Here is a 22,054-nt window from a genome sequence, read left to right as displayed (position 1 = left end):
GCCGCCATGCTGAATTCCATGAGAAAGCACGGCACCACGCTGGCGGTGTTTGCGGCGGTCACCACCGGCCTGACCGCCGTGGTCTACGCCCTGACGAAAACCACCATCGCCCATCAGGCGGCGCTGCAGCAAAAAGCGCTGCTCGATCAGGTGGTGCCGCCGGAAAACTACGACAACATCATGCAGAACGAATGCCTGCTGGTCAGCGATCCGGCCTTGGGCGACGGCGCGCCGCACCGCTTGTACCTGGCGCGCAAAAACGGGCAGCCGACTGCCGCCGCGCTGGAAACCACCGCGCCGGACGGTTACTCCGGCGCCATCAAGCTGCTGGTCGGCGCCGATTTCAACGGCACGGTGCTCGGCACCCGGGTGATTGAACACCACGAAACGCCTGGGCTGGGTGACAAAATTGAACTGCGCATTTCCGACTGGATTTCTTTCTTCAGCGGCAAGAAAATCGAAGGCCCGGACGATAAGCGCTGGGCGGTGAAGAAAGACGGCGGCATGTTCGACCAATTCACCGGCGCGACCATCACCCCGCGGGCGGTGGTCAATGCGGTGCGCCGCACGGCGTTGTATATGGAAACGCTGCCGCCTAAACTTGAAAGCTTACCTGCGTGTGGAGCCGCCGAATGAGTGAAGCCAAAGAATTGATCGTCCAGGGGTTGTGGAAAAACAACTCCGCCCTGGTGCAGCTGCTGGGCATGTGTCCGTTGCTGGCGGTGACCTCCACCGTCACCAACGCGCTCGGCCTGGGGCTGGCCACCACGCTGGTGCTGACGCTGACCAACGCCTCCATCTCCGCGGTGCGCCGTTGGGTGCCGAGCGAAGTGCGTATTCCAATCTACGTGATGATCATCGCCGCGGTGGTGAGCATCGTGCAGATGCTGATCAACGCCTATGCCTTCGGCCTGTATCAGTCGCTCGGCATCTTTATTCCATTGATCGTAACCAACTGCATCGTGGTCGGCCGCGCCGAAGCGGTGGCCGCCAAGAAGCCGGTCGGCCTCTCGGCGCTGGACGGCATGGCCATCGGCCTCGGCGCCACCGGCGTGATGGTGACGCTGGGCTCGATGCGCGAACTGTTGGGCAACGGCACGCTGTTCGACGGCGCCGACCAACTGCTGGGCGGCTGGGCCAAATCGCTGCGCATCGAAGTGGTGCATTTCGACAGCCCATTCCTGCTGGCCATGCTGCCGCCGGGCGCCTTTATCGGCCTGGGGCTGCTGCTGGCGGTCAAATATCTGATCGACGAAAAAATGAAGGCGCGCAAAGCTCGCGCCGTGGCGGCGGAACCGCTGCTGGAACAAGGACGTGCTGAGAAGGCCTGATGAACAAGCAGAAGCGACTGGAAATTTTGACCCGGCTGCGCGACAACAACCCGCACCCGACCACCGAGCTGGTGTACACCACGCCGTTTGAACTGCTGATTGCAGTGCTGCTGTCTGCGCAGGCCACCGATGTGAGCGTCAACAAGGCGACCGCCAGGCTTTACCCGGTCGCCAACACCCCCGCCGCCATGCTGGCGCTGGGGGTTGATGGCGTCAAGGAGTACATCAAGACCATCGGCCTGTTCAACAGCAAGGCCGAAAACGTGATCAAAACCTGCCGTATGCTGCTGGAGCTGCACGGCGGCGAAGTGCCGGAAGATCGCGCCGCGCTGGAAGCGCTGCCGGGCGTCGGCCGCAAGACCGCCAACGTCGTGCTCAATACCGCCTTCGGCTGGGCGACCATCGCCGTGGACACCCACATCTTCCGGGTGTGCAACCGCACCCACTTCGCGCCAGGCAAGAACGTCGATCAGGTGGAAGAGAAGCTGCTGAAGGTGGTGCCCGCCGAATTCAAGGTCGATTGCCATCACTGGCTGATCCTGCACGGGCGCTACACCTGCATCGCGCGCAAACCGCGCTGTGGCTCCTGCATCATCGAAGACCTGTGCGAGTATAAAGAGAAGGTTTATCCAGAATCCTGAGTCTGACGGGGCGGCAAACCGCCCCCGTCGCCGCCACTCCCCCCCGCCAGCGCCTCTTTTTTATCGGAAATGTGATATCGCGCAGCAGTAACCCCGGCGTTATCACGGTTTTCAGTGAAAAACTCAGTGTCGCGTTATTTTCAAGCGAAAAATTAGTCAAAAATTGCGGTGAACGTCACGCTTTCAGGATCACAAGGCGTTCACAAATGCCAGTCCCGTTTTCCTAAATTTCTATAATTTTACAAAACGCTGCATATGCACAACATTCCAATGGATTAACAACCACACATACACTGATGCGCTAAAAAATAGCAATTCAGCAGAATATATCCCTGTTTAAAATGCGTATAGCTTTTAATCAAAACAAAAAATCGGCAAACCATTAAAACCCGAAAGTTAATACTGCATAACATTTGCAACATCGCAGCATAATCCTGCGAGCGTTAAATGTAACCGAATATGACAAACTGCTTGCCACGTTGACAAAGATAGTGAACATTAACCGCCGTCCCCATCCTATAACAACGCAAAAGGATGCCGTTCCGCATCAACTTTTGTACTTTCCCGTCCTCCAAAGACGGGCTGCGAAAAAACAGAGGTACCAGTGTCAACAGCAAACAACCAACACCCGGAGAGCGTTAGCCTTAACGCGTTCAAACAACCGAAAGCGTTCTATCTGATCTTCTCGATCGAACTGTGGGAGCGTTTCGGCTATTACGGCCTGCAGGGCATCATGGCGGTTTATCTGGTCAAGATGCTCGGCATGAGCGAAGCCGATTCCATCACCCTGTTCTCTTCCTTCAGCGCCCTGGTATACGGCTTCGTCGCCATCGGCGGCTGGCTGGGCGACAAGGTGCTGGGCGCCAAACGCGTGATCGTGCTCGGCGCGCTGGTGCTGGCCGCCGGTTACGCCATGGTGGCCTACTCCGGCCACGACATCTTCTGGGTCTACATGGGCATGGCGACCATCGCCGTGGGCAGCGGCCTGTTTAAGGCTAACCCATCCTCCCTGCTGTCCACCTGCTATGAGAAAGATGATCCGCGTATCGACGGCGCTTTCACCATGTACTACATGTCGGTGAACATCGGTTCCTTCTTCTCCATGCTGGCCACCCCGTGGCTGGCGGCGAAATACGGCTGGAGCGTGGCGTTCTCCCTGAGCGTGGTCGGCATGCTGATCACCCTGGTCAACTTTATGATGTGCCACAAGTGGGTGAAGGAAAACGGCTCCAGACCTGACTTCAAGCCGCTGCATCTGCCGAAGCTGCTGATGGTGCTGGTCGGCATCGTGGCGTTGATCGCCGTGTCCAGCTGGCTGCTGCACAACCAGGTGATCGCGCGCTGGGCGTTGGCCCTCGTTTCCGCCGGCATCGTTCTGGTGTTCGCCAAGGAAACCTTCGCCCTGCACGGCGCTGCACGCCGCAAGATGATCGTCGCCTTCCTGCTGATGCTGGAAGCGGTGGTGTTCTTCGTGCTGTACAGCCAGATGCCAACCTCGCTGAACTTCTTCGCCATCCATAACGTGGAACACAGCATCTTCGGCGTCGCCTTCGAGCCGGAGCAGTATCAGGCGCTGAACCCGTTCTGGATCATGCTCGCCAGCCCGATTCTGGCCGCGCTGTATAACAAAATGGGCGATCGCCTGCCGATGCCGCACAAGTTCGCTTTCGGCATGATCCTCTGCTCCTGCGCCTTCCTGGTGCTGCCATGGGGCGCCAGCTTCGCCAACGAACAGGGCATCGTGTCGGTCAACTGGCTGATCCTGAGCTACGCGCTGCAGAGCATCGGCGAGCTGATGATTTCCGGCCTGGGCCTGGCGATGGTGGCACAGCTGGTGCCACAGCGTCTGATGGGCTTCATCATGGGCTCCTGGTTCCTGACTACCGCCGCCGCCGCGTTGATCGCCGGTAAGGTTGCCGGTCTGACCGCCGTGCCAAGCGACATCAACGACGCGCACGCTTCGCTGGCCATCTACAGCCATGTGTTTATGCAGATCGGCATCGTCACCGCCGTCATCGCTATCCTGATGATGCTGACCGCGCCGAAGCTGTACCGCATGACGCTGGACACCACCGAAGACGTCAATCAAAAAGCGCAGGAAGCCACCGCGGCTCGCTGACCGCCGGCGGATTGAGCGTAAATAAAAACACCGGGGTTAACGCCCCGGTGTTTTTTTATGCCGCAAGAAAAAGGCTTACGCTGACTTGGGTTTGCCGCTCAGGTTGGCCCACATGAATTCGCTTACCAGCGCGCTGTGGAACGCCGCCTGTTGCTTGTCTGCGGCGGCGCTGTGCCCGCCTTCGGTATTTTCATAGAAATAGGCCTGCTGATACCCCATCGCCTGCATGCGCGCCGCCATTTTGCGGGCGTGGGCCGGGTTGACCCGATCGTCGCTGGTCGCGGTATAGAACAGCACCGGCGGGTAGGCCGTCTGCGCCTGAATGTTGTGGTATGGCGAGAAGGTCTTGATGTAGGCCCATTCCTCCGGCTTGCTCGGGTCACCGTATTCGGCGATCCACGACGCGCCGGCGGAAAGCTGGGTATAGCGCTGCATGTCCAGCAGCGGCACTTCGCAGACGATGCAACCGAACAGCTGCGGATACAGCGTCAGCATATTGCCCACCAGCAGGCCGCCATTGCTGCCGCCGCGCGCGCCAAGATGCGGCGCCGAGGTCACCTTGCGTGCGATAAGATCTTCGGCCACGGCGGCGAAATCCTCGTAAGCGCGATGGCGGTTTTGCTTGAGCGCCGCCTGATGCCAGGCCGGGCCGTATTCGCCGCCGCCGCGAATGTTCGCCACCACGTATACTCCACCGCGTTCCAGCCAGGCCGGCGCCTTGCCGCCGAGATAGCCCGGCAACAGCGGCACTTCAAACCCGCCGTAGCCATACAGCAGCGTCGGCGTGCTGCCGTCCGCTTTGAGATCTTTGGCGGCGATCTGGAAATACGGCACGCGGGTGCCGTCCTTGGAGCGTGCGAAATGCTGGCTGACCTGATAGCCGGCGGCGTCAAAGTCCTGCGGCGCCTGTTTCAACAGCGTCGCCTCACCGCCGTCGAGATTGCCCATGTACAGCGAGGTCGGCTGCAGGAACCCGCTGACGGTCAGGAAATAGGCGTTGCTCTCTTCGTCGATGCCGCCGGCGGAAAGGGTGCTGATGGCGTCGGGGTTGCCCAGCGGGCGACGTTGCCAACTGCCGCCCTGCGGCGTCAGCACTTCGAGCCGGTTGACCACGTTATCCATAATGCTGAGGATCAGGTGATCGCGGGTGCCGCTGTAGCCGCTCAGCGCCTGCTCCGCCGTTGGGGTAAACAGCAGCTGCAGCTCGCGCTTGCCCGCCAGATAGTCATCGAAGTTGGCCGCCAGCAGCGCGCCGGACGGATAGCGCTTGCCGCCCACCTCCCAGTCGCTGCTCGGTTTGATCAGCAGCCATTCCCGATGCGTATCCAGCTCGGCGTCGGCCGGGATGTCGATTTTTTTCTGCCGGCCGTCCTGCATCAGCAAGAAATAGTCACGGCGATAGAAGTCCAGGCTGCGGCCGACGAAATCACGCTCAAAACCCGGCGTGCGATCGTGATAGGCGAAGACAGCCATATCTTCCGGCTGCGCTTCGTACAGCGTTTCGGCGGCGCTCAGCGGCGTGCCGCGCCGCCAGCGTTTGGCGATGCGCGCGTAGCCTGACTGGGTCATCGAACCGGGGCCGAAATCGGTGGCGATGAACAGCGTGTCCCGATCGACCCAGGAAACCCGGCTTTTCGCCACCGGCACGTTGAAACCGTCTTTGACAAAGCGTTTGGCCACCAGATCGAATTCACGGATTTCGGTGGCGTCACCGCCGTCCGGCGACAGCTGCATCAGGCAATAACGGTATTCCGGCGCCAGCGGTTGCGAGCCTTGATAGACCCAATCCTTGCCTTCCGCCTTGCCCAACGCATCGATATCCAGCACCGTCTCCCAGGCCGGTTTGGCCTTCCGGTACTCGTCCAGCGTGGTGCGCCGCAGCAGGCCGCGCGGGTTGGCCTGATCCTGCCAGAAGTTGTAATAGTACTCGCCGCGTTTGCTCACCCACGGGATCTGGGTGTCTTTATTGAGGATATCCAGGACTTCGCGCTCAATGCGCTGAAAGTCTTCGCCCTGGCCGAAACGCGCCACGGTGCGCTGATTTTCCTGTTGCACCCATTGCAGCGCTTTTTTACCCTGCAGCTCTTCCAGCCACAGGAATTCATCGCCGGCGGCCGCGCCGCCCTCCGCCGCCATCGCCAGGCGGATACTGTTGGGTAATGAAGTCATCGCGAATACGGCTCCTGCGGTTTGTGCACTGAGTTTAATAAACTGACGTCGATTGGTGACCGGCAAAATCAAGCTCCTTTTGAGTCGGCTGCAACGCCGCCCCGTCATGGGCGACAACCTGTGAAATAAGAGTCATTTTCAACAAGGTAGGCGTTTGGCGGCGCGGAGTCAAAGCCCACGGCCGCCGCGTTGAGTCAGGATTGAGGATAGTGGATCAGATCGTGGATACGCACCGTTTGTGAACCGGCGTTGCGGTAGGCATGCGGCCGATCGGCCTGAAAGCGCATCGCCTCGCCGGCCGCCAGGCTGTGCCACTCGCCGTCTATCGCCAATTCCAACCGGCCGCTGATCACGATCACATGCTCGATCACGCCCGGCTCATGCGGCGACGATTCACTGAGCGCGCCCGGCGCGAGATCGATGACGAACATGTCGAAACCCAGTTGGCGATCGTAGGGAAACAGCGGCACCACACGCATATCGGCATTGTCCTGATCGTACACCGGCAGCTCGCCGTAGCGATGCAGCGTCGCCTGCTGCTGCGCGGGCGAGGCCTCAAGGAAGGCGGAAAACGCCACGTTGAAACCGGTGGCGATCTTCCACAGCGTCGCCACCGTCGGGCTGGACTCGCCGCGTTCAATCTGCCCGAGCATCGCCTTGCTGACGCCGGTGTATTCCGCCGCCTGCGTCAGGCTCCAACCGCGCTGTGCGCGCAACGTGCGCAGGGTGTGCGCCAAATGGCCGGCAAGTTCCTGCATCCTGTTCTCCTCTGCGTATCGTGCCCGATTATACCCGCTTGTGCGCTATAACGCACGATGCTATGCTGATTTCTCGCTGTGCGTTATAACGCACAACCACCGATTGGAGCTGCCCATGCGCCCTGCCGTCACCCTGCGTCATCTGACCCTGCCCGCCGTCATGGCCGGTTTTGTCGCCGTTCTGGTCGGTTATACCAGCTCTGCCGCCATCATTTTCCAGGCCGCCGCCGCCGCGGGCGCCACGCCGGCGCAGATCGGCGGCTGGCTGAGCGCACTGGGGATCGCAATGGGCGTCACCTCGCTCGGGCTGTCGCTTTACTATCGCACCCCGATCCTCACCGCCTGGTCGACGCCCGGCGCGGCGCTGCTGGTCACCAGCCTGCCCGGCACGCCGATCAACGAGGCGATCGGCGTGTTTATCTTCGCTTCCGGTCTGATCCTGCTCTGCGGCGTCACCGGGCTGTTTGCCCGCTTGATGGACTATATTCCACAGGCGATTTCTGCGGCGATGCTGGCGGGGATCCTGCTGCGTTTCGGGCTGGACGCCTTCGCTTCGCTGCAGCTCAATTTTCCCCTCAGCGCCGGCATGGGGCTGGCCTATCTGCTCAGCCGCCGTTACCTGCCGCGCTACGCCATCGTATTGACGCTGGCGATTGGGTTGGCGATCGCCGCGCTGCAGGGCGATATCCAGCTGGCGCAACAAACGCCGGCGTTCGCCGTGCCGGAATTTATCGCGCCGCATTTCAGCTGGCCGACGCTGCTCGGCATCGGCGTGCCCTTCTTCGTGGTCACCATGGCTTCACAGAACGCCCCCGGGATCGCTACGCTGCAGGCGGCGGGCTACCGTGTCCCCACCTCACCGCTGATCGCCTGGACGGCGCTGACCGCGCTGCTGCTGGCGCCATTCGGCGGTTTCTCGGTATGCATCGCGGCCATTACCGCCGCCATCTGCATGGGGCCGGATGTGCATCCCGATCCGCAGCGGCGCTATATGGGCGCGGTGGCCGCCGGCGGCTTCTATCTGCTGGCCGGTCTGTTCGGCGGCGCCATCGGCCTGCTATTCAGCGCGTTGCCGGTCGCCTTGATCCACACCATTGCCGGGCTGGCGTTGCTCGGCACCATTGGCGGCAGCCTGCAACGCGCGCTGCATGATGAAAAACAGCGCGACGCGGCGCTGATCGCCTTCCTCATCACCGCCTCCGGCGTCACGCTGCTCGGCATCGGTTCTGCCTTCTGGGGGATTGTCGGCGGCGCCATCGCCCATCTGCTGCTGTCGCTGCCGCGGCGAACCTCCGAGGCATAACAGGCGGTCTACATTGACAAGCGACGCCGTGGTGCCTTCACTTTCTCTGTCGTCTGACTGTCAATTCACCTAATAAGTGACGCCGTCACCAAGGAAGCTTATGACTGAGAAAGCCGCGCTGTTAGCTCAGCGCCTGATACGCAATGTCGAACAGGTAGAGATGAAACATGACCGGCGGCCGCCGCTGTATGACAGCGTCGGCGCCCGTCTCGGCACCGGCACCGCCGCCGACAAACTGGGCGCCTCTTTCGATTGCGTGGCGCCGGGCATGCGTTCCTGCCCCTACCATTTTCACTACGCTCAGGAAGAAATGTTCATCATTCTGGAAGGCAGCGGTACGCTGCGGGTGGCTGGAGAAATGCTGCCGATCGTCAGCGGGGATGTCATTTTCATTCCCCCGGGCCCGGAATACCCGCACCAGATCATCAACACTTCCGATGCGCCGCTGAAGTACCTGTCCGTCAGCACGCGCGAACAGCCGGAGCTGGTGATGTACCCGGATTCCGGCAAATACCAGGCGATGGCGCGCAGCGCAGACGGCGAGCAGGTGCGCTACCTGCAGCGCCCTTCAACCTCGCTCGATTACTGGCAGGATGAACCCTGAATCGCCGTCCGGCAACGGGATATCCAACGCGCGCGCCGCCAGTTCGGCCACGCGGAAGTCGATATCCGCCGCCTGCCCGTCTTCCATGAACCAAGCGGCGGAGAGCCCCGACCAGGCCAGGATCCATTGCAGCAAGCGCCGGCGCTCCAACCCGGCCAACCGGCACACCTGTTCCACGCGGCGCTGGAAAATGGCCGGATCGGTGGCGATACCGTAGTTGGGATTGCAGAAGATATTGGCGTAATCGAAGCCCCGTTCGCCGTACAAACGCTTGGGGTCGATCGCCAGCCAGCCGCGTTCGCCGAAGTCGAGCACATTGTCATGGTGGATGTCGCCGTGCAGCACGCTTTCTTCTCGCGGGCTGCTCAGCAATTCCGCCGCCGTTGTGGCGCTGAGGCGCAGCATGCCGCCGTGCGCCTGCGCCGCCGGCCACAGCGAGCTGAACCACTCCTGCAGCGGGATCAATTCGGGCAGCGGTGCCTCTCGCGGCGCATGCAAGGCGGCGATCGCCCGACACAGGATCTGCGTGGCCTGCTCATCGTCGCCATCACGCACCAACTGCGCCAACGAACCTTCGCCCTGCGCGCGCTCCAGCAGAATGCCGTCGTCGTGCCACGCCAGCACCAGCGCGGCGCCTTCCCCGCGCCACCAGCACATGAGCTGGCCGCCGAAGCGCTCCTCCTGCTCGCGGGCGATCTTCAGCATGGCGGCCTCGCCCCGGTAACGCACCGGCATCAGCAGACTGCTGTGGGTTTCGAAGGCTTTGCCGTCCTGTTCCAGTTGCCAGCGTTGCAGGTAGGGAGTAAAAATCGGGTTCATCGTCTCATGCGTCCTTGTGGCCGAGCTGCGCCGCACTGTCACATTCGGGTGAAGACGACGTATAAAAAGAGGGATGATACTCTCAAATATCATCGGTGCGCGGCGCCTGGCCGCCGTTTCTTCAGTATCCTAACCAAGTTTGTCGATTTTATTAACCGGTCTTGCGCGGGGTTTGACCATGACATCATTAAAACGCACGAATTATCCGCAGTTGCCGACGCCGGGCGGCCCCTATGTGCATGCGGTGCGCCACGGCGATCGCTTATACGTTTCCGGATTGACGGCTTTCGCCACCGACGCTCAGGGGTTGAGCGCGCCGGAGCAAACGCAGGAGATCCTCGAACAGCTGGCCACCATTGCCGCCAGCGAAGGCGTCAACCTCAAGGCATTGGTTCCTGACCGACATCGCCGATCTGGCGGGCGTGCGCCCGGTGCTGTTTGACTATTTCGATGGCGCGCTGCCGGCCTGTTCACTGATGGCGGTCAGCGCGTTGTTCTCACCCGCGGTGTGTGTGGAAATAGAGGCGGTGATGGCGTTGCAATAATGCGCGGCTAGAGCGCGCCCTCATCCGGCACGCAGGGGCCGATCTTGAACCAGGCTTTGGCGATCCGCCCCTGCTCCACTTCATAGATGGCGATGACATCCATTTTGCCGCGCCCCTGAGGGAAATTGCGCGTCATCACCTCCTGATCGACCACCATATTGCCTACCGCCATGCGCTTTATCCGTTCGCCATACAGACTCGGTTCCTGGAAACGCACCAGATGCCGTTCACGGATCGCCGCTTTGCCGCTGGCCAACAGCGTGTCTGGATGTTCGTAATACTGGGCGTCGTCCGCCCAGCAGGCCATAAAAGCCTCGATGTCGCGGGCGTTATAGGCGTCAAGCTGTTGTTGAACCACATCCTGCGGGCGTGCCGTTTTATCGTTCATCACATCCTCCTGCCGAAGTTAACCGCCGCATGCGTCGAACCCATCACGTTAACCGCCCCGTGCTGCAGCTTGATGACACGGCGAACTTTGAATAAAAAAGCAAAAATAACGAATAAATAACCTATCACGCCCGATGGACAATTCAAGCGCCCGCGCATAAATTTTCTGCGCCGTGCCAGGGGCGGTGAAAACCGCATGGCGCCGCGCGTTAATCTTTGCGACGGTGAGGGAAATTCTGCTAATTTAGCGTGAACAGCCTGACGATAACGAAACGCTATGCAGCAAAAACCGGTGTTGGACGAAGCCAGACAGTTAAAACGACTCAACGCCGCCACGCGGCGCCAATCCCATATGTACAAATGGATCGCGCTGATTGCGGCGCTGGATGCGCTGTTGGTGTTTTGGTATGACCGGGATATGCGCAACGTCACCTTCTCGGGAGCGGTTGCGCTGGTGTGCGGCTATTTGTGGATCCGCGATCGCAACAAGGCCCGGGGTTACCGGCGCGAGTTCGACCGCAAATTCGGCAAGCGCAGCGGCGATTAAGGCTGCATCGCCTCCAGCACTTTAGCACTGTCGACGATCTGCACGAACTTCACGATTTTGCCGGCGCGCAGCGTATAAATATGCGCAAAAGAGGCGCTGAAGGATTTGCCGGTGGCCCGGTAGGTGCCGTGATAAAAACCCTGAGCGATCACGTTATCGCCGGCGTCGTAAAAGTGATCGACATCGGCGCGGTAACCTTGCCACTCGCTGCCCAGGCGCTGATGCACGTTCTTGATGATGTTCTCCGGGCCGATATAGGTACCGGCGTAAGGGAAACCGGCGGCTTCGGTCCACTCGGCATCGGGGGCCAGCGCCGCCAGCAGATTACGGCCGTTTTCTTCGGAGCTGCCTTCATAGGTTGCGCGCACTATTTCAAGAGGGGTTGGCATGTCTCTTCTCCAAATGGCTGATGAGGATATTCCGGCCATCCCCGCGGACACAGGCTCTCACCAAGCGGAGACGGCGGAATGCGGCTATTCTAGGTTGCTTGTTTCGCTGCAAAAACCGCAGTTATGACAATAGTGGGTTGCACTTTAGTAAACAATAGCCATTTTTCTGTCATTTTCCCGGCATCCGACACGGCTATGCTGATTGACCGATTTTCCCCAACAGGAGCTGAACGTGTCTTTACCCTCGCTGACGCAAGAGTTGTTACAACCGTTTTCCCCCTACCAGACGCTGGCGCAAACGCTGTTGCCGCTCACCCTCGAATCGGACGACGGTTCGCATGACGTGGCGCACCTGCATCGGGTCTGGAAGAACTGCCGTCGGATCAGCAAGCTGGAAGGCGGCGACCGGCGCATTCTCTGCGCGGCGGTGCTGCTGCACGACGCTGTCGCGGTGGAAAAGAATTCGCCGCAGCGCCATCTGGCCTCGCGCATGGCGGCGGAGCAAGCCACGCTGACGCTGGCCCGGCTGGAATGGGCGCCGGCGGACATCGCGGCGGTGGCTCACGCCATTGAAGCGCACAGTTTTTCCGCCGGCATCCCGCCGCAAACGCTGGAGGCGAAGATCCTGCAGGATGCCGATCGCCTCGACGCTATCGGCCTTATCGGCGTGGCGCGCTGCTTCTATATCGGCGGCCGCATGCGCAGCGCGCTGTACGACGCCGCCGACCCGCGGGCTGAACATCGCCAATACGACGACAAGCGTTTCAGCCTGGATCACTTCGAAACCAAGCTGTTCAAACTGCAAGACGGCTTCCAGACCGCCGCCGGGCGGCAGATGGCCGAACAGCGCACCGAGCGCATGCGGCGCTTTGTCGACGATCTGCTGGAAGAGGTGTAATGCCGGCCTACGGGGCATTTTCGTTATGCCCATAACATTTTCGGTCATATAACGCCGCTAAACTGTAAGTCAACTTCACCGAACGGGCGGCACAGATGAAAAAGTTGACGTTGAAAGAGATGACGGAAAGCGAACAGCGGGAAGTGAAAACCGAATTGGACAAGGCGCGTAAAAGCCATGGCAGGCCGCTGACCAATGCCGAACAGCACAAGGTCAAGGATGAAGTGGTGGCGCGCATCATGGCCGCCAGAGCGAAGCTCGCCAAGGCGGAGCGTGCAGAACGCAAGGCCAATCGCTACCGGCCGAGCGGCGACACTTTCAGTTGGTCCGCCACCATTGGCTCCCGCCCGCCGCGCTGAGCCAACTCAACCCTCCCCGCCGCGGCGGGGATTTTTATTTATTAGCCAAACTCATCCTCACCGGCGAATCATGAATAACAATGTTATCAATCTGTTGTAAATTGACAGTCTGATGAAGAATATTCATTATCACCCCACTTCCCCTTTTCGCGAGACCGCCATGGCCTACCCACGCAACGCTGATATTCTGATGACACCTGCGTTGCTCGTTGGCGGTTTGGCGGCGGTTACATCGAAGAAACAGACGCTCATTTGACCGGGGCGCGCTGTCCCGTCAGATGAGCTGACTGGATGGCAAGCAACGCCCCGCCTTCAATTTTCTCATCTGGCTTCTCTGTCGGTCACACAGAAGGAATATTTTATGGCCTCATTTTCGGGTATTTGGGTGGCGATGGTTACCCCTTTCAATCACGACGCCGTCGACCTGCCGGCGGTGCAACGCCTGGCGCGGCACCTGCTCGACGCCGGCATCGATGGTCTGGTGGTCTGCGGCTCCACCGGTGAAGCCGCTGCGCTGAGCAAAGAAGAACAGCTGGCGGTGCTCGACGCCGTATTGGAGGTGGCGCCTGCACGCCAGGTGGTGATGGGCCTTTCCGGCAATAACATGGCCGCCACGCTGCAAATGCAGCAGGCCATTCAGCTGCGCGACATCGCTGGCGTGCTGATCCCGGCGCCTTACTACATCCGCCCTTCGCAATGCGGCCTGATCGACTATTTTACCCAGTTGGCCGACGCCTCCGCCGTGCCGGTGATCCTGTACAACATTCCGCAGCGCACCGGCATCGCCATGGAGCTGGCCACGCTGCGCCGGCTCGCTCGCCATCCGCGCATCACCGCCATCAAGGACTGCGGCGGCAACCCTGACGCCACCATGGCGCTGATCGCCGATGGCGAAATCGATGTGATGACCGGGGAAGACAATCTGATCCTCACCACGCTGTGCCTCGGCGGCACCGGCGCCATCTCCGCCGCCGCGCATGTTCACCCGGAACGTTTCGTCCAGTTGGTGCAGCAGGTCACCGCCGGCGATCTGGCCGCGGCGCGCAGCAACTTCTATGAGCTGCTGCCGATGATCCACCAGATGTTCAGCTTCCCGAATCCGGCGCCGGTCAAGACGGCGCTGGCCCAGCAGGGGCTGATCGCCAACGAATTGCGTTCGCCGATGCAGGTGGCGCCGCCGGCGCTGCAGCAGCAGATCGCCGCGACGCTGGCGCAGCTGCAGCCCGCAGAGGCGATCGTCGGTTAAATTTGTTAGCTAAGCCGCTGTAATTTTGGCGCCACGGGACTACGATGAGAGGTTAAGCATGCCCGTCATTCGTCATCAACAAGGAGCTTCCGATGAAACTGTTCTATAAAGCCGGCGCCTGTTCGCTGTCCCCGCATATCGTGCTGCGTGAGGCAGGGCTGGATTTTACGGCGGAGAAGGTCGATCTGGCGCAGAAGAAAACCGAGAGCGGCGCCGATTACCTCGCCATCAACCCCAAGGGACAGGTCCCGGCGCTGCTGCTGGATGACGGCAGCCTGCTGACCGAAGGCGTGGCGATCGTGCAATATCTGGCGGACCGCGTGCCGGATCGCAACCTGATCCCGGCGGCGGGCACCCTGTCGCGCTACCACGCGATCGAATGGCTGAACTACATTGCCACCGAGCTGCACAAAGGATTCAGCCCGCTGTTCAACCCGAAAACGCCCGAGGAATACAAAACCATCGCGCGCGCCAAGCTGGAGCAGCAGTTCAGCTATCTGGATTCGGTGCTGGCGAAGCAGCACTTCCTGTTGGGAAGCCGTTTCAGCGTGGCTGACGCCTACCTGTTCACCGTGCTGCGCTGGGCATTCGCCCTGCAGTTTGACGTGCGCAAGCACGCCCATCTGGCGGCCTGGTTCGATCGCGTTGCGGCGCGCCCGGCGGTGGATGCGGCGCTGAACGCCGAAGGATTGAAGTAAACATTCGGCCCCGGTGGCTATCGCCGGGGCCCGTTGCACTTACAGTTTTACCGCTTTGAACTCGCTGCGCGGCTGCACGATCCGATCCTGCGCCGCCACTACCTGCAGCTCGTATTCCCCCATCTCCTGAGTCGTCAGCATCACCTCATACACGGCGGCGGTCACGTGCTCCAGCGCTTTATCCAGCGCCTCACCCTTCAGCAGATCCACCAGCAGCAGACCGCTGGTCAAATCGCCGACGCCGACCGGTTGACGCGCGCCGAAGTCCACCAGCGGCCGGCTGATGTGCCAAGCCTCGTCCGCCGTCACCAGCAGCATTTCGAAGCAGTCGGCGTGATAGCCGGCGCGGGCCAGGTGCTTGACCAGCACCAGCCGCGGCCCTTTGGCGATCAGCGCGCGGGCGGCCTGCACCGCATCGGCCACGTTGGCGACGGCCATCTGGCTCAGCATCTCCAACTCCAGCAGGTTCGGCGCCATCATGTCGCTGCACGGCAACGCCTGGCGACAGTGAAACTCGGCCACGCCCGGCGCCACGATGCAGCCTTTTTCCGGATGTCCCATCACCGGATCGCAGAAATACCAGGCATTCGGGTTCGCCTGCTTAACCTGGCGCACGATCTCCAAAATATGGTCGCCCTGCTCCGGCGAACCGATATAGCCACTCAACACCGCATCACAGCGCTTCAGCTGATCGATATTGGCGATGCCCTGCGCGATCTCGGTCAGGTGATTGGCCGGCATGACGCAGCCGGTCCACTGGCCGTATTGCGTATGGTTGGAGAACTGTACCGTGTTCAGCGGCCAGACGTTGACGCCCATGCGGCGCATCGGAAATTCAGCCGCACTGTTGCCGGCGTGACCAAACACCACGTGCGACTGGATAGAAAGAATGTTTTTCATCGACAAACTCGTTTGGAATACGACAGCCGGGCGGCTGCGCAAAAATAAAGGGGCCGCCAGGGCCCCTTACCAATTATTCGCTTACTGCCAATCCACCAGGCAGTAATGCTTTTTGCCGCGACGCAACAGCGTGTAGCGGCCGAACAGACGGTCTGAATCGCTGAAGCGGTATTCGGCATCGGACTGCTTCTCGCCGTTGATGGTTACCGCGTTGGAGCCGATCATGGTGCGCGCCTGGCCGCGTGACGGCACCAGTTCGGCATTCACCAGCGCCTGCTGCAGATCGGCGTCGCGGTCCAGTTTGATGGTCGGCATGCCGTCCTGCGCCAGTTGGGCGAAGTCCGCTTCGGTCATGTCGTGCAGCGCACCGGAGAACAGACTCTGGGTGATGCGCTTGGCGGCCGCCAGGCCTTCCGCACCGTGCACCATGCCGGTCACTTCTTCCGCCAGCACGTACTGGGCGCGTGGCGCCTTACCGCTGTTCTTGTCTTCTTCTTCCAGCGCGTTGATGTCTTCCAGGCTCATGAAGGTGAAGAACTTCAGGAAGCGGTAGACGTCGGCGTCGGCGGTATTGATCCAGAACTGGTAGAACTTGTACGGGCTGGTTTTTTCCGGCGCCAGCCAGACCGCGCCGCCCTCGGTTTTACCGAACTTGGTGCCGTCGGCTTTGGTGATCAACGGCACGGTCAGGCCGAACACCTGCTTCTGGTGCTGACGGCGCGTCAGATCGATACCCGAGGTGATGTTGCCCCACTGATCGGAACCGCCGATCTGCAGCTCCACCTGGTGGCGGTTATACAGCTCGGAGAAATCGTAGCCCTGCAGCAGGTTATAAGAGAACTCGGTGAAGGAGATGCCGGAGTCGTCGCGATTCAGACGCTGCTTGACCGCTTCCTTGTTGATCATCTGGTTGACGGAGAAGTGCTTGCCGATGTCACGCAGGAAGGTCAGCACGTTCATGCCGCCGAACCAGTCGTAGTTATTGGCCGCGATAGCGCTGTTGCCGCCGCAGTCGAAATCGAGGAACGGGGAAACCTGTTTGCGGATCTTCTCGACCCACTCGTTCACCGTATCGGTGGTGTTCAGCTTGCGCTCCGCCGCTTTGAAGCTCGGATCGCCGATGAGGCCAGTGGCGCCGCCCACCAACGCTACCGGCTTGTGGCCGGCCAGTTGGAAGCGCTTCAGGCACAACAGAGGAACCAGATGGCCCAAATGCAAGCTGTCAGCGGTCGGATCGAAACCGCAATACAGTGCAATTGGCCCTTGCGCCAGTCGCTCCGCTAACGCTTCCTCATCCGTAACCTGGGCAACGAGGCCCCGCTCTTGCAGTTGTTTAATCAAGTTGCTGCTTGCCATCAATGACTCCATGTATAAACGAATGCACCTTTGCCGGTACACGGCCTTTCGCCCAGTGGCGAAATAAAAATTCAGGGTAGCGCATAGAATAAAGCGCCGGCGGCATCAGCACCAGCGCTTAGAGAGGATTTTCCGCCTTCAGGGTGCCAGTCGGTCAATTTTCCAGTCATTCCCGTCCCGCTGATACAGGAAACGGTCATGCAGGCGATGGGCGCCGCCTTGCCAGAACTCGACAGAGTCAAATTTCACGCGGAATCCGCCCCAGAAACTCGGCAACGGCACCTCGCCCTGCTGGAACTTCTGCTTCAGCTCGAGGAATTTGCTTTCCAGCACGCCGCGCGCGGAAATGCGCGACGATTGTTGCGAGACCCAGGCGCCGATCTGGCTGTCCTTCGGCCGGCTGTTGAAATACTTCAGCACGTCGAGCGTCGACAGACGCTCCGCCTGACCGAGGAAAATCACCTGGCGATCGAGCATGTGCCAGGGGAACAGCAGGCTGATATGCGGGTTGTGCGCCAGCTGTTGCGCCTTGCGGCTGCCGAGGTTGGTGTAGAACACCAGCCCCTGCTCATCGAAATGCTTCAGCAGCACGATGCGTTGATAAGGCTGGCCGTGTTCGTCGACGGTCGCGACGCACATGGCGGTGGGATCCGCCAGGCGCGCGTCGCAGGCCTGTTTCAACCAACGCTCGAACAGTTCGAGCGGGCTGGCGGTCAGATCGTTGCGGCGCAGGCCGCCCCGGGTGTATTCACGGCGCAGGTCCGCAACATCAAACTCATTCTTTTCAATCATCTGGGTTATCGACCAACTGAAAAAATCCGTCGTTACATTCTGCGCCTGCGGCGTCAGGAACTCAATCGCTCCGACGCCGCCGTCAACCCTCACTCCGTCAACACGCAGTCGCTCATGACTACCTTGCCGTTGCGCTCAAGATAGGCGTTACGGTCTTTCGACCAAAAAGTGTATTTACCGTCGCTGTATTTGGCGCCGGTCAGCGCCAGCACCTGCTTAAGATGCAGTTGCTCGCCATCCATCAGCAGGCTGACTTCACTCGCCTTGCCGTCGAGCGCCACCGTCAGCGGCGTAGTGCCACACTGATAGTGCATCGTCTGGCTGCTCTGCGGCAGGATGTAACTGCAGCCGGACAGCGCCAGCGCGCCGGCGACGAAAAAGACTTTTTTCATGCTGTTGCTCCTTAGAAAAATCCTTCACAGGCTATCCTAACAGAGCTAACGGCCCCCCAATGGCAAAACCGGATAAATCCCACCCAGCACCGTTTCACGGCTGGCGCCGGTTACCGAAGGCAGATTGCCGGCCTGGCCGGACAGCGTACGGAAGGCCAGCCAGGCAAAGGCCAACGCCTCCATGTCGTCACCGCTGACGCCGAAATCGTCGGTCAGCCCAACTTCCGTGCCCGGCAGCAGCGCCGACAAACGCGCCATCAGCAGCGTGTTGCGCGCCCCGCCGCCGCACACCAACAGACGCTCGCACCCGCCGGCCAGCTGCACCTGTTCGCTGATGCTGACGGCGGTCAGTTCCGTGAGCGTGGCCTGTACGTCGACCGGCGCAATCGCCGGCAATCCGGCCAGCTGCCGTTCCAGCCAAGCGATATTGAAATACTCGCGGCCGGTGCTTTTCGGCGCCGGCTGCGCGAAGTACGGATCCGCCAGCATCTGCTGCAACAACGGCAAGCAGACCCGCCCCTGCATCGCCCAGCCGCCGTCCTGATCATAAGGCTGCGCGCGGTGGCGCCACACCCAGGCGTCCATCAGCATGTTGCCCGGCCCGGTATCGAAACCGCGCACCGCCGTACCGGGCAACAGCAGAGAAAGGTTGGCGATGCCGCCGACGTTTAGCACCATGCGCCGCTCGACGGGATGCCCCAGCAGCGCCTGATGAAATGCCGGCACCAGCGGGGCACCCTGCCCACCGTACGCCATGTCACGCCGGCGGAAATCGCCGACGGTGGTGATATTGGTCAGCGCGGCGATGCGGTTGTTATCGCCGAGCTGCATCGAGAAACGCGCGTCGCCTTCCGGCTCGTGCCACACCGTCTGGCCGTGGCAACCGATGGCGGTGACCTGCTCCGCGTCGATGCCGGTTTGCTTCAGCAGGCCGAGCACCGCCTCGCCGAACAGCGAGCCCAACTGCGCGTCCAGCCGGCCGACGGCGGCCAACGTAGTTTGCTGCCCCTGGCACATCCCCAGGATCTCTTTTTTCAACGCCATCGGCATCGGATGGCTATAGCTGGCCTGCTGCGCCACCATGCGATCGTCGATCGCGGCCAATACCACATCGATTCCGTCCAGACTGGTGCCGGACATGACGCCTATATAGCGGCCTGACTTCATAGCAACATCCTCTAACCCGCGCGGTAAGCAAAATTTATCCTGACAAATAAACCAGAATTGCCGGATTAACGCCATGAATTATGATGCTTTTTTTACGCACCGTGAGCCAGATACCCCCTGGCGCCGCTGTGGCACGGGCTATGTGTTAAACCGTGCCATAACAGGCGACGGAATGTCGCCAAGGCTGTCATAAAGGTAAACCGCGGTTTATTATTGGTTGAACAGAGAAAAGTTAAGCTGCATGCAGCGATGAAGCATGGCGGTGTGTCAACTTTCAGCCATACTTTGTCTATCATTTTCACTGAATCTTGCCTGGTGAGCATTGCCAGGTTATGGACTACTACCATCAGGAGTTTTATATGATCAAGCGTCTTCTCGTCGTTGCCGTCGCCGCCGTTACGCTGGCCGGCTGTGCCAATGAATCCATGTCCGGCGATGTCTACTCGTCCTCGCAGGCCAAGCAGGTACAGACCGTCACCTACGGGACGCTGGTTTCCGTGCGTCCGGTTAAAATTCAGGGCGGCGAAGGCTCCAACGCCATGGGGATGATCGGCGGCGCGGTGATTGGCGGGCTGTTGGGCAACACCGTTGGCGGCGGCACCGGTCGTACGCTGGCTACCGCGGCGGGCGCTATTGCCGGCGGCGCGGCGGGTAACAGCATCGGTGAAGTGGCCGGTCGGACCTCCGGCTACGAGCTGGAAATCAAGACCGACCAGAAAGAGAACATCGTGGTGGTACAGAAAGCGGGCGACACCAAGTTCAGCCCTGGCCAGCGTGTGCGCATGGCGCGCATGGGCGACACCATCACCGTTTCCCCGCTGTAAGTCAGTCGGCGACAAACGGCAAACCGGAGGCAATCGCCTCCGGTTTTATTTCTGATGCTGTGAAACTGTAATCGTAGAAAATAAGAATATTATTATTTGTTCTGCAGTTCGGTGATATTTTGTTCTAACTTGCCAATCAGCCCTACCAACAGATGCACTTCGTCGGCGGTAATACCGCTTAAAATCTCACTGCGTGTAGACGTGATCACGCTGTCCACTTCCCTGATGATCGGATCGGCCGCTTCGGTCAGCTTGATGCGCTTCGCGCGGCGATCGTTGGCACAGGTGTGACGCGTGATCAGCCCCTTCTCCTCCAATTGGTCCAGCGTGCGAACCAGTGACGGTTGCTCGATACCGATCGCCTTGGCCAACTGGATTTGCGACTGCTCCGGCGGCAAACGATTGATATTGTGCAAAGTGACCCAGTGCGTTTGGGTCAGCTCCAACGGCTTGAGCCGATGATCGATGAGCGCGCGCCAAACACGAACTAATCGTGCTAAATCTGAACCTAATGTTGACTCCACTTCCCCCTCCTTATAATTAGCATGCTAACATTACCTCCCAGAGTTTAGACTATTTTGGGTAACTCACATTAAAAACACAAATGTATATAATGTATATTGTGGAAATAGCCACTATTTTTAGCCGTTATTGTTTAATCGTTATGCAAATATTCAACATATTCACCCTTAGGGATTGTTAATGTGAATACATCATGGTTACACACCTCATCCCCCTTACCCGATTTGGTCCTGGGGGCATCGCTTTATTTTCCGCCTATATTTAAAGCTTTTTTACTAGGACTGGTCTTATGGCTGCTGATTCATCAACTGCTGAGAGACTGGATGTATTCCGGTGAAATCTGGCATCCCATGTTGATGGACCTGTCCATTTTCGTTCTGACCGTCAGCGGTTCCTTATGGATTTTAGCGAGTTGGTAACCCATGCAGCATAAAACATTAAAATACTTCTCTACGGTGATCGTCTGCGCCATTGCCGTCTGCGCCGGTTGGTGGCTCTGGAATTATTATATGCAATCCCCATGGACCCGTGATGGAAAAGTGCGCGCCGAACTCGTCAATATCACCCCTGAAGTCTCTGGAAGATTAGAGAAAATAAGCGCGAATGACAATCAGTTCGTACCTGCGGGAAGTCTGATTTTTACCCTCGACCCGGTGCCCTACCAGATTGCGCTGGACAATGCCGAGGCCGCGGTGGCAAAAGCGCAATCCGATCTGGCCAAAGCGGACCACGAGGCTGCCCGTCGCCGCGGTTTGCCACGTAACGTTATTTCCGCTGAAGACTTGGACGAGTCCAATTTAGCCGCTCAGGCAATGAAGGCCGCCTATAAAGCCGCGCTGGCCAACCTGGAACAGGCCAAATGGAATTTGAGCAAAACCAAAATTTATGCGCCAACCGACGGTTATATCACCAACCTGCAGGCACGCGTCGGAAACTACGCCAACGCCGGCACGCCCCTGGTGGCGTTGGTGGATGTGCATTCGTTTTATGTGCTCGGTTATTTCGAAGAAACCAAGTTGAAGCATATAAAGGAAGGCAATAAAGCGGACATCGTTTTATATAACGGCAACACGCCGCTGCAGGGGGAAGTAGAGAGCATCGGACGCGCCATTTACGATCAGAGCGTCGACAGCAGCAATGATCTATTAATGGACGTTAAGCCTAATGTGCCTTGGGTGCGTTTGGCCCAGCGCGTGCCGGTGCGGATAAAATTGCTCAACGTGCCCGCCGATTTGACGCTGGTCGCCGGCACCACCTGCACCATCTCGATTCATCAGCGGAACTAAAG

At 59.8% G+C, this 22,054-nt stretch carries 25 protein-coding genes and 1 pseudogene; 15 read left to right on the top strand and 11 right to left on the bottom strand.

All coding sequences use genetic code 11. From position 1 onward, the window contains the following. The first annotated feature begins 6 nt into the window (after nucleotides 1-6). The 4 genes from rsxG (at nucleotide 7) to dtpA (ending at nucleotide 4,091) form a co-directional block, all read left to right on the top strand. Nucleotides 7-636: an electron transport complex subunit RsxG gene (gene rsxG / locus J0F90_RS11235; RefSeq protein ID WP_004938412.1), complete on the top strand. Its 630-nt coding sequence runs from the start codon at nucleotides 7-9 to the stop codon at nucleotides 634-636. Next, complete coding sequence (locus tag J0F90_RS11230; protein ID WP_004938409.1) at nucleotides 633-1,331, top strand: electron transport complex subunit E; 699 nt, start codon at nucleotides 633-635, stop codon at nucleotides 1,329-1,331. The genes rsxG and J0F90_RS11230 overlap by 4 nt, the downstream gene beginning before the upstream one ends. Then, the gene (gene nth / locus J0F90_RS11225) at nucleotides 1,331-1,972 is read left to right on the top strand and encodes an endonuclease III (protein WP_004938407.1); all 642 of its coding nucleotides are present in this window, start codon (nucleotides 1,331-1,333) and stop codon (nucleotides 1,970-1,972) included. The genes J0F90_RS11230 and nth overlap by 1 nt, the downstream gene beginning before the upstream one ends. Before the next feature lie 604 nt (nucleotides 1,973-2,576). After that, nucleotides 2,577-4,091 carry a dipeptide/tripeptide permease DtpA gene (gene dtpA, locus J0F90_RS11220; protein WP_033640480.1) on the top strand — a complete coding sequence of 505 codons (1,515 nt, stop codon included), beginning with the start codon at nucleotides 2,577-2,579 and terminating at the stop codon, nucleotides 4,089-4,091. Between the two features lie 75 nt (nucleotides 4,092-4,166). Here the strand turns inward: dtpA and J0F90_RS11215 are convergent, their stop codons facing one another. After that, nucleotides 4,167-6,260 carry a prolyl oligopeptidase family serine peptidase gene (locus J0F90_RS11215; protein WP_033640482.1) on the bottom strand — a complete coding sequence of 698 codons (2,094 nt, stop codon included), beginning with the start codon at nucleotides 6,258-6,260 and terminating at the stop codon, nucleotides 4,167-4,169. A gap of 194 nt (nucleotides 6,261-6,454) precedes the next feature. Next, entirely contained in the window at nucleotides 6,455-7,018 is a 564-nt protein-coding gene (locus J0F90_RS11210; protein ID WP_033640484.1) for a helix-turn-helix domain-containing protein, read from the bottom strand. 115 nt (nucleotides 7,019-7,133) lie between these two features. Here J0F90_RS11210 and J0F90_RS11205 point away from each other — a divergent pair, with 115 nt between their 5' ends. Beyond that, complete coding sequence (locus J0F90_RS11205; RefSeq protein WP_016927899.1) at nucleotides 7,134-8,321, top strand: benzoate/H(+) symporter BenE family transporter; 1,188 nt, start codon at nucleotides 7,134-7,136, stop codon at nucleotides 8,319-8,321. A gap of 100 nt (nucleotides 8,322-8,421) precedes the next feature. After that, nucleotides 8,422-8,925, top strand: coding sequence for a cupin domain-containing protein (locus tag J0F90_RS11200; RefSeq protein ID WP_004938395.1), 504 nt, complete (start codon nucleotides 8,422-8,424; stop codon nucleotides 8,923-8,925). Here the strand turns inward: J0F90_RS11200 and J0F90_RS11195 are convergent. Further along, nucleotides 8,890-9,735, bottom strand: a complete 846-nt coding sequence (locus tag J0F90_RS11195; protein ID WP_370446670.1) for an aminoglycoside phosphotransferase family protein — start codon at nucleotides 9,733-9,735, stop codon at nucleotides 8,890-8,892. The genes J0F90_RS11200 and J0F90_RS11195 overlap by 36 nt on opposite strands. 187 nt (nucleotides 9,736-9,922) lie before the next feature. On the opposite strand from J0F90_RS11195, the pseudogene J0F90_RS11190 reads away from it, so the two are divergent. Continuing rightward, a pseudogene (locus J0F90_RS11190) lies at nucleotides 9,923-10,289 on the top strand (RidA family protein). A gap of 7 nt (nucleotides 10,290-10,296) precedes the next feature. Here J0F90_RS11190 and J0F90_RS11185 read toward each other — a convergent pair. Beyond that, on the bottom strand, nucleotides 10,297-10,677 hold the full coding sequence (locus J0F90_RS11185) for a nuclear transport factor 2 family protein (protein ID WP_033640485.1): 381 nt from the start codon (nucleotides 10,675-10,677) through the stop codon (nucleotides 10,297-10,299). Nucleotides 10,678-10,953: 276 nt separating this feature from the next. Here J0F90_RS11185 and J0F90_RS11180 point away from each other — a divergent pair, with 276 nt between their 5' ends. Further along, nucleotides 10,954-11,223 carry a hypothetical protein gene (locus tag J0F90_RS11180; protein WP_004938382.1) on the top strand — a complete coding sequence of 90 codons (270 nt, stop codon included), beginning with the start codon at nucleotides 10,954-10,956 and terminating at the stop codon, nucleotides 11,221-11,223. Here J0F90_RS11180 and J0F90_RS11175 read toward each other — a convergent pair. Continuing rightward, the gene (locus J0F90_RS11175) at nucleotides 11,220-11,612 is read right to left on the bottom strand and encodes a nuclear transport factor 2 family protein (protein ID WP_004938379.1); all 393 of its coding nucleotides are present in this window, start codon (nucleotides 11,610-11,612) and stop codon (nucleotides 11,220-11,222) included. The genes J0F90_RS11180 and J0F90_RS11175 overlap by 4 nt on opposite strands. 202 nt (nucleotides 11,613-11,814) lie before the next feature. Here J0F90_RS11175 and J0F90_RS11170 point away from each other — a divergent pair, with 202 nt between their 5' ends. From J0F90_RS11170 to gstA, 4 genes are all read left to right on the top strand, one after another. Beyond that, entirely contained in the window at nucleotides 11,815-12,510 is a 696-nt protein-coding gene (locus J0F90_RS11170) for an HD domain-containing protein (RefSeq protein ID WP_016927902.1), read from the top strand. 95 nt (nucleotides 12,511-12,605) lie between these two features. Further along, the gene (locus J0F90_RS11165; protein WP_004938373.1) at nucleotides 12,606-12,869 is read left to right on the top strand and encodes a YjbD family protein; all 264 of its coding nucleotides are present in this window, start codon (nucleotides 12,606-12,608) and stop codon (nucleotides 12,867-12,869) included. Between the two features lie 361 nt (nucleotides 12,870-13,230). After that, nucleotides 13,231-14,115, top strand: a complete 885-nt coding sequence (dapA, locus tag J0F90_RS11160) for a 4-hydroxy-tetrahydrodipicolinate synthase (RefSeq protein ID WP_033640486.1) — start codon at nucleotides 13,231-13,233, stop codon at nucleotides 14,113-14,115. 92 nt (nucleotides 14,116-14,207) lie between these two features. Then, nucleotides 14,208-14,813: a glutathione transferase GstA gene (gene gstA / locus J0F90_RS11155; protein ID WP_016927904.1), complete on the top strand. Its 606-nt coding sequence runs from the start codon at nucleotides 14,208-14,210 to the stop codon at nucleotides 14,811-14,813. A 39-nt stretch (nucleotides 14,814-14,852) separates the two neighbouring features. Here gstA and pdxY read toward each other — a convergent pair whose 3' ends face one another. The 5 genes from pdxY to anmK form a co-directional block, all read right to left on the bottom strand. Next, complete coding sequence (gene pdxY / locus J0F90_RS11150; RefSeq protein ID WP_033640488.1) at nucleotides 14,853-15,713, bottom strand: pyridoxal kinase PdxY; 861 nt, start codon at nucleotides 15,711-15,713, stop codon at nucleotides 14,853-14,855. Between the two features lie 81 nt (nucleotides 15,714-15,794). Further along, entirely contained in the window at nucleotides 15,795-17,069 is a 1,275-nt protein-coding gene (tyrS, locus tag J0F90_RS11145) for a tyrosine--tRNA ligase (RefSeq protein ID WP_033640489.1), read from the bottom strand. Nucleotides 17,070-17,207: 138 nt separating this feature from the next. Continuing rightward, nucleotides 17,208-17,861: a pyridoxamine 5'-phosphate oxidase gene (gene pdxH / locus J0F90_RS11140; RefSeq protein ID WP_004931292.1), complete on the bottom strand. Its 654-nt coding sequence runs from the start codon at nucleotides 17,859-17,861 to the stop codon at nucleotides 17,208-17,210. An 89-nt stretch (nucleotides 17,862-17,950) separates the two neighbouring features. Further along, complete coding sequence (locus tag J0F90_RS11135) at nucleotides 17,951-18,253, bottom strand: MliC family protein (protein ID WP_016927910.1); 303 nt, start codon at nucleotides 18,251-18,253, stop codon at nucleotides 17,951-17,953. Nucleotides 18,254-18,298: 45 nt separating this feature from the next. Then, nucleotides 18,299-19,420: an anhydro-N-acetylmuramic acid kinase gene (gene anmK, locus J0F90_RS11130; RefSeq protein ID WP_016927911.1), complete on the bottom strand. Its 1,122-nt coding sequence runs from the start codon at nucleotides 19,418-19,420 to the stop codon at nucleotides 18,299-18,301. A 359-nt stretch (nucleotides 19,421-19,779) separates the two neighbouring features. On the opposite strand from anmK, the gene J0F90_RS11125 reads away from it, so the two are divergent. Continuing rightward, complete coding sequence (locus tag J0F90_RS11125) at nucleotides 19,780-20,244, top strand: outer membrane lipoprotein (protein ID WP_028128178.1); 465 nt, start codon at nucleotides 19,780-19,782, stop codon at nucleotides 20,242-20,244. A 92-nt stretch (nucleotides 20,245-20,336) separates the two neighbouring features. On the opposite strand, the gene slyA is transcribed toward J0F90_RS11125, so the two are convergent. Then, nucleotides 20,337-20,768, bottom strand: coding sequence for a transcriptional regulator SlyA (gene slyA, locus J0F90_RS11120; protein WP_004931301.1), 432 nt, complete (start codon nucleotides 20,766-20,768; stop codon nucleotides 20,337-20,339). A 180-nt stretch (nucleotides 20,769-20,948) separates the two neighbouring features. Here slyA and J0F90_RS11115 point away from each other — a divergent pair, with 180 nt between their 5' ends. Next, the gene (locus tag J0F90_RS11115; RefSeq protein WP_004931303.1) at nucleotides 20,949-21,185 is read left to right on the top strand and encodes a DUF1656 domain-containing protein; all 237 of its coding nucleotides are present in this window, start codon (nucleotides 20,949-20,951) and stop codon (nucleotides 21,183-21,185) included. A gap of 3 nt (nucleotides 21,186-21,188) precedes the next feature. Further along, nucleotides 21,189-22,052, top strand: coding sequence for an efflux RND transporter periplasmic adaptor subunit (locus J0F90_RS11110; protein WP_004931305.1), 864 nt, complete (start codon nucleotides 21,189-21,191; stop codon nucleotides 22,050-22,052). Nucleotides 22,053-22,054 lie beyond the last annotated feature (2 nt).

It is taken from the genome of Serratia marcescens subsp. marcescens ATCC 13880 (assembly GCF_017299535.1).
GTDB lineage: Bacteria > Pseudomonadota > Gammaproteobacteria > Enterobacterales > Enterobacteriaceae > Serratia > Serratia marcescens.
The sequence above is the reverse complement of the archived record's forward strand: the minus strand, read 5'-3'. Positions and strand labels throughout refer to the sequence as shown.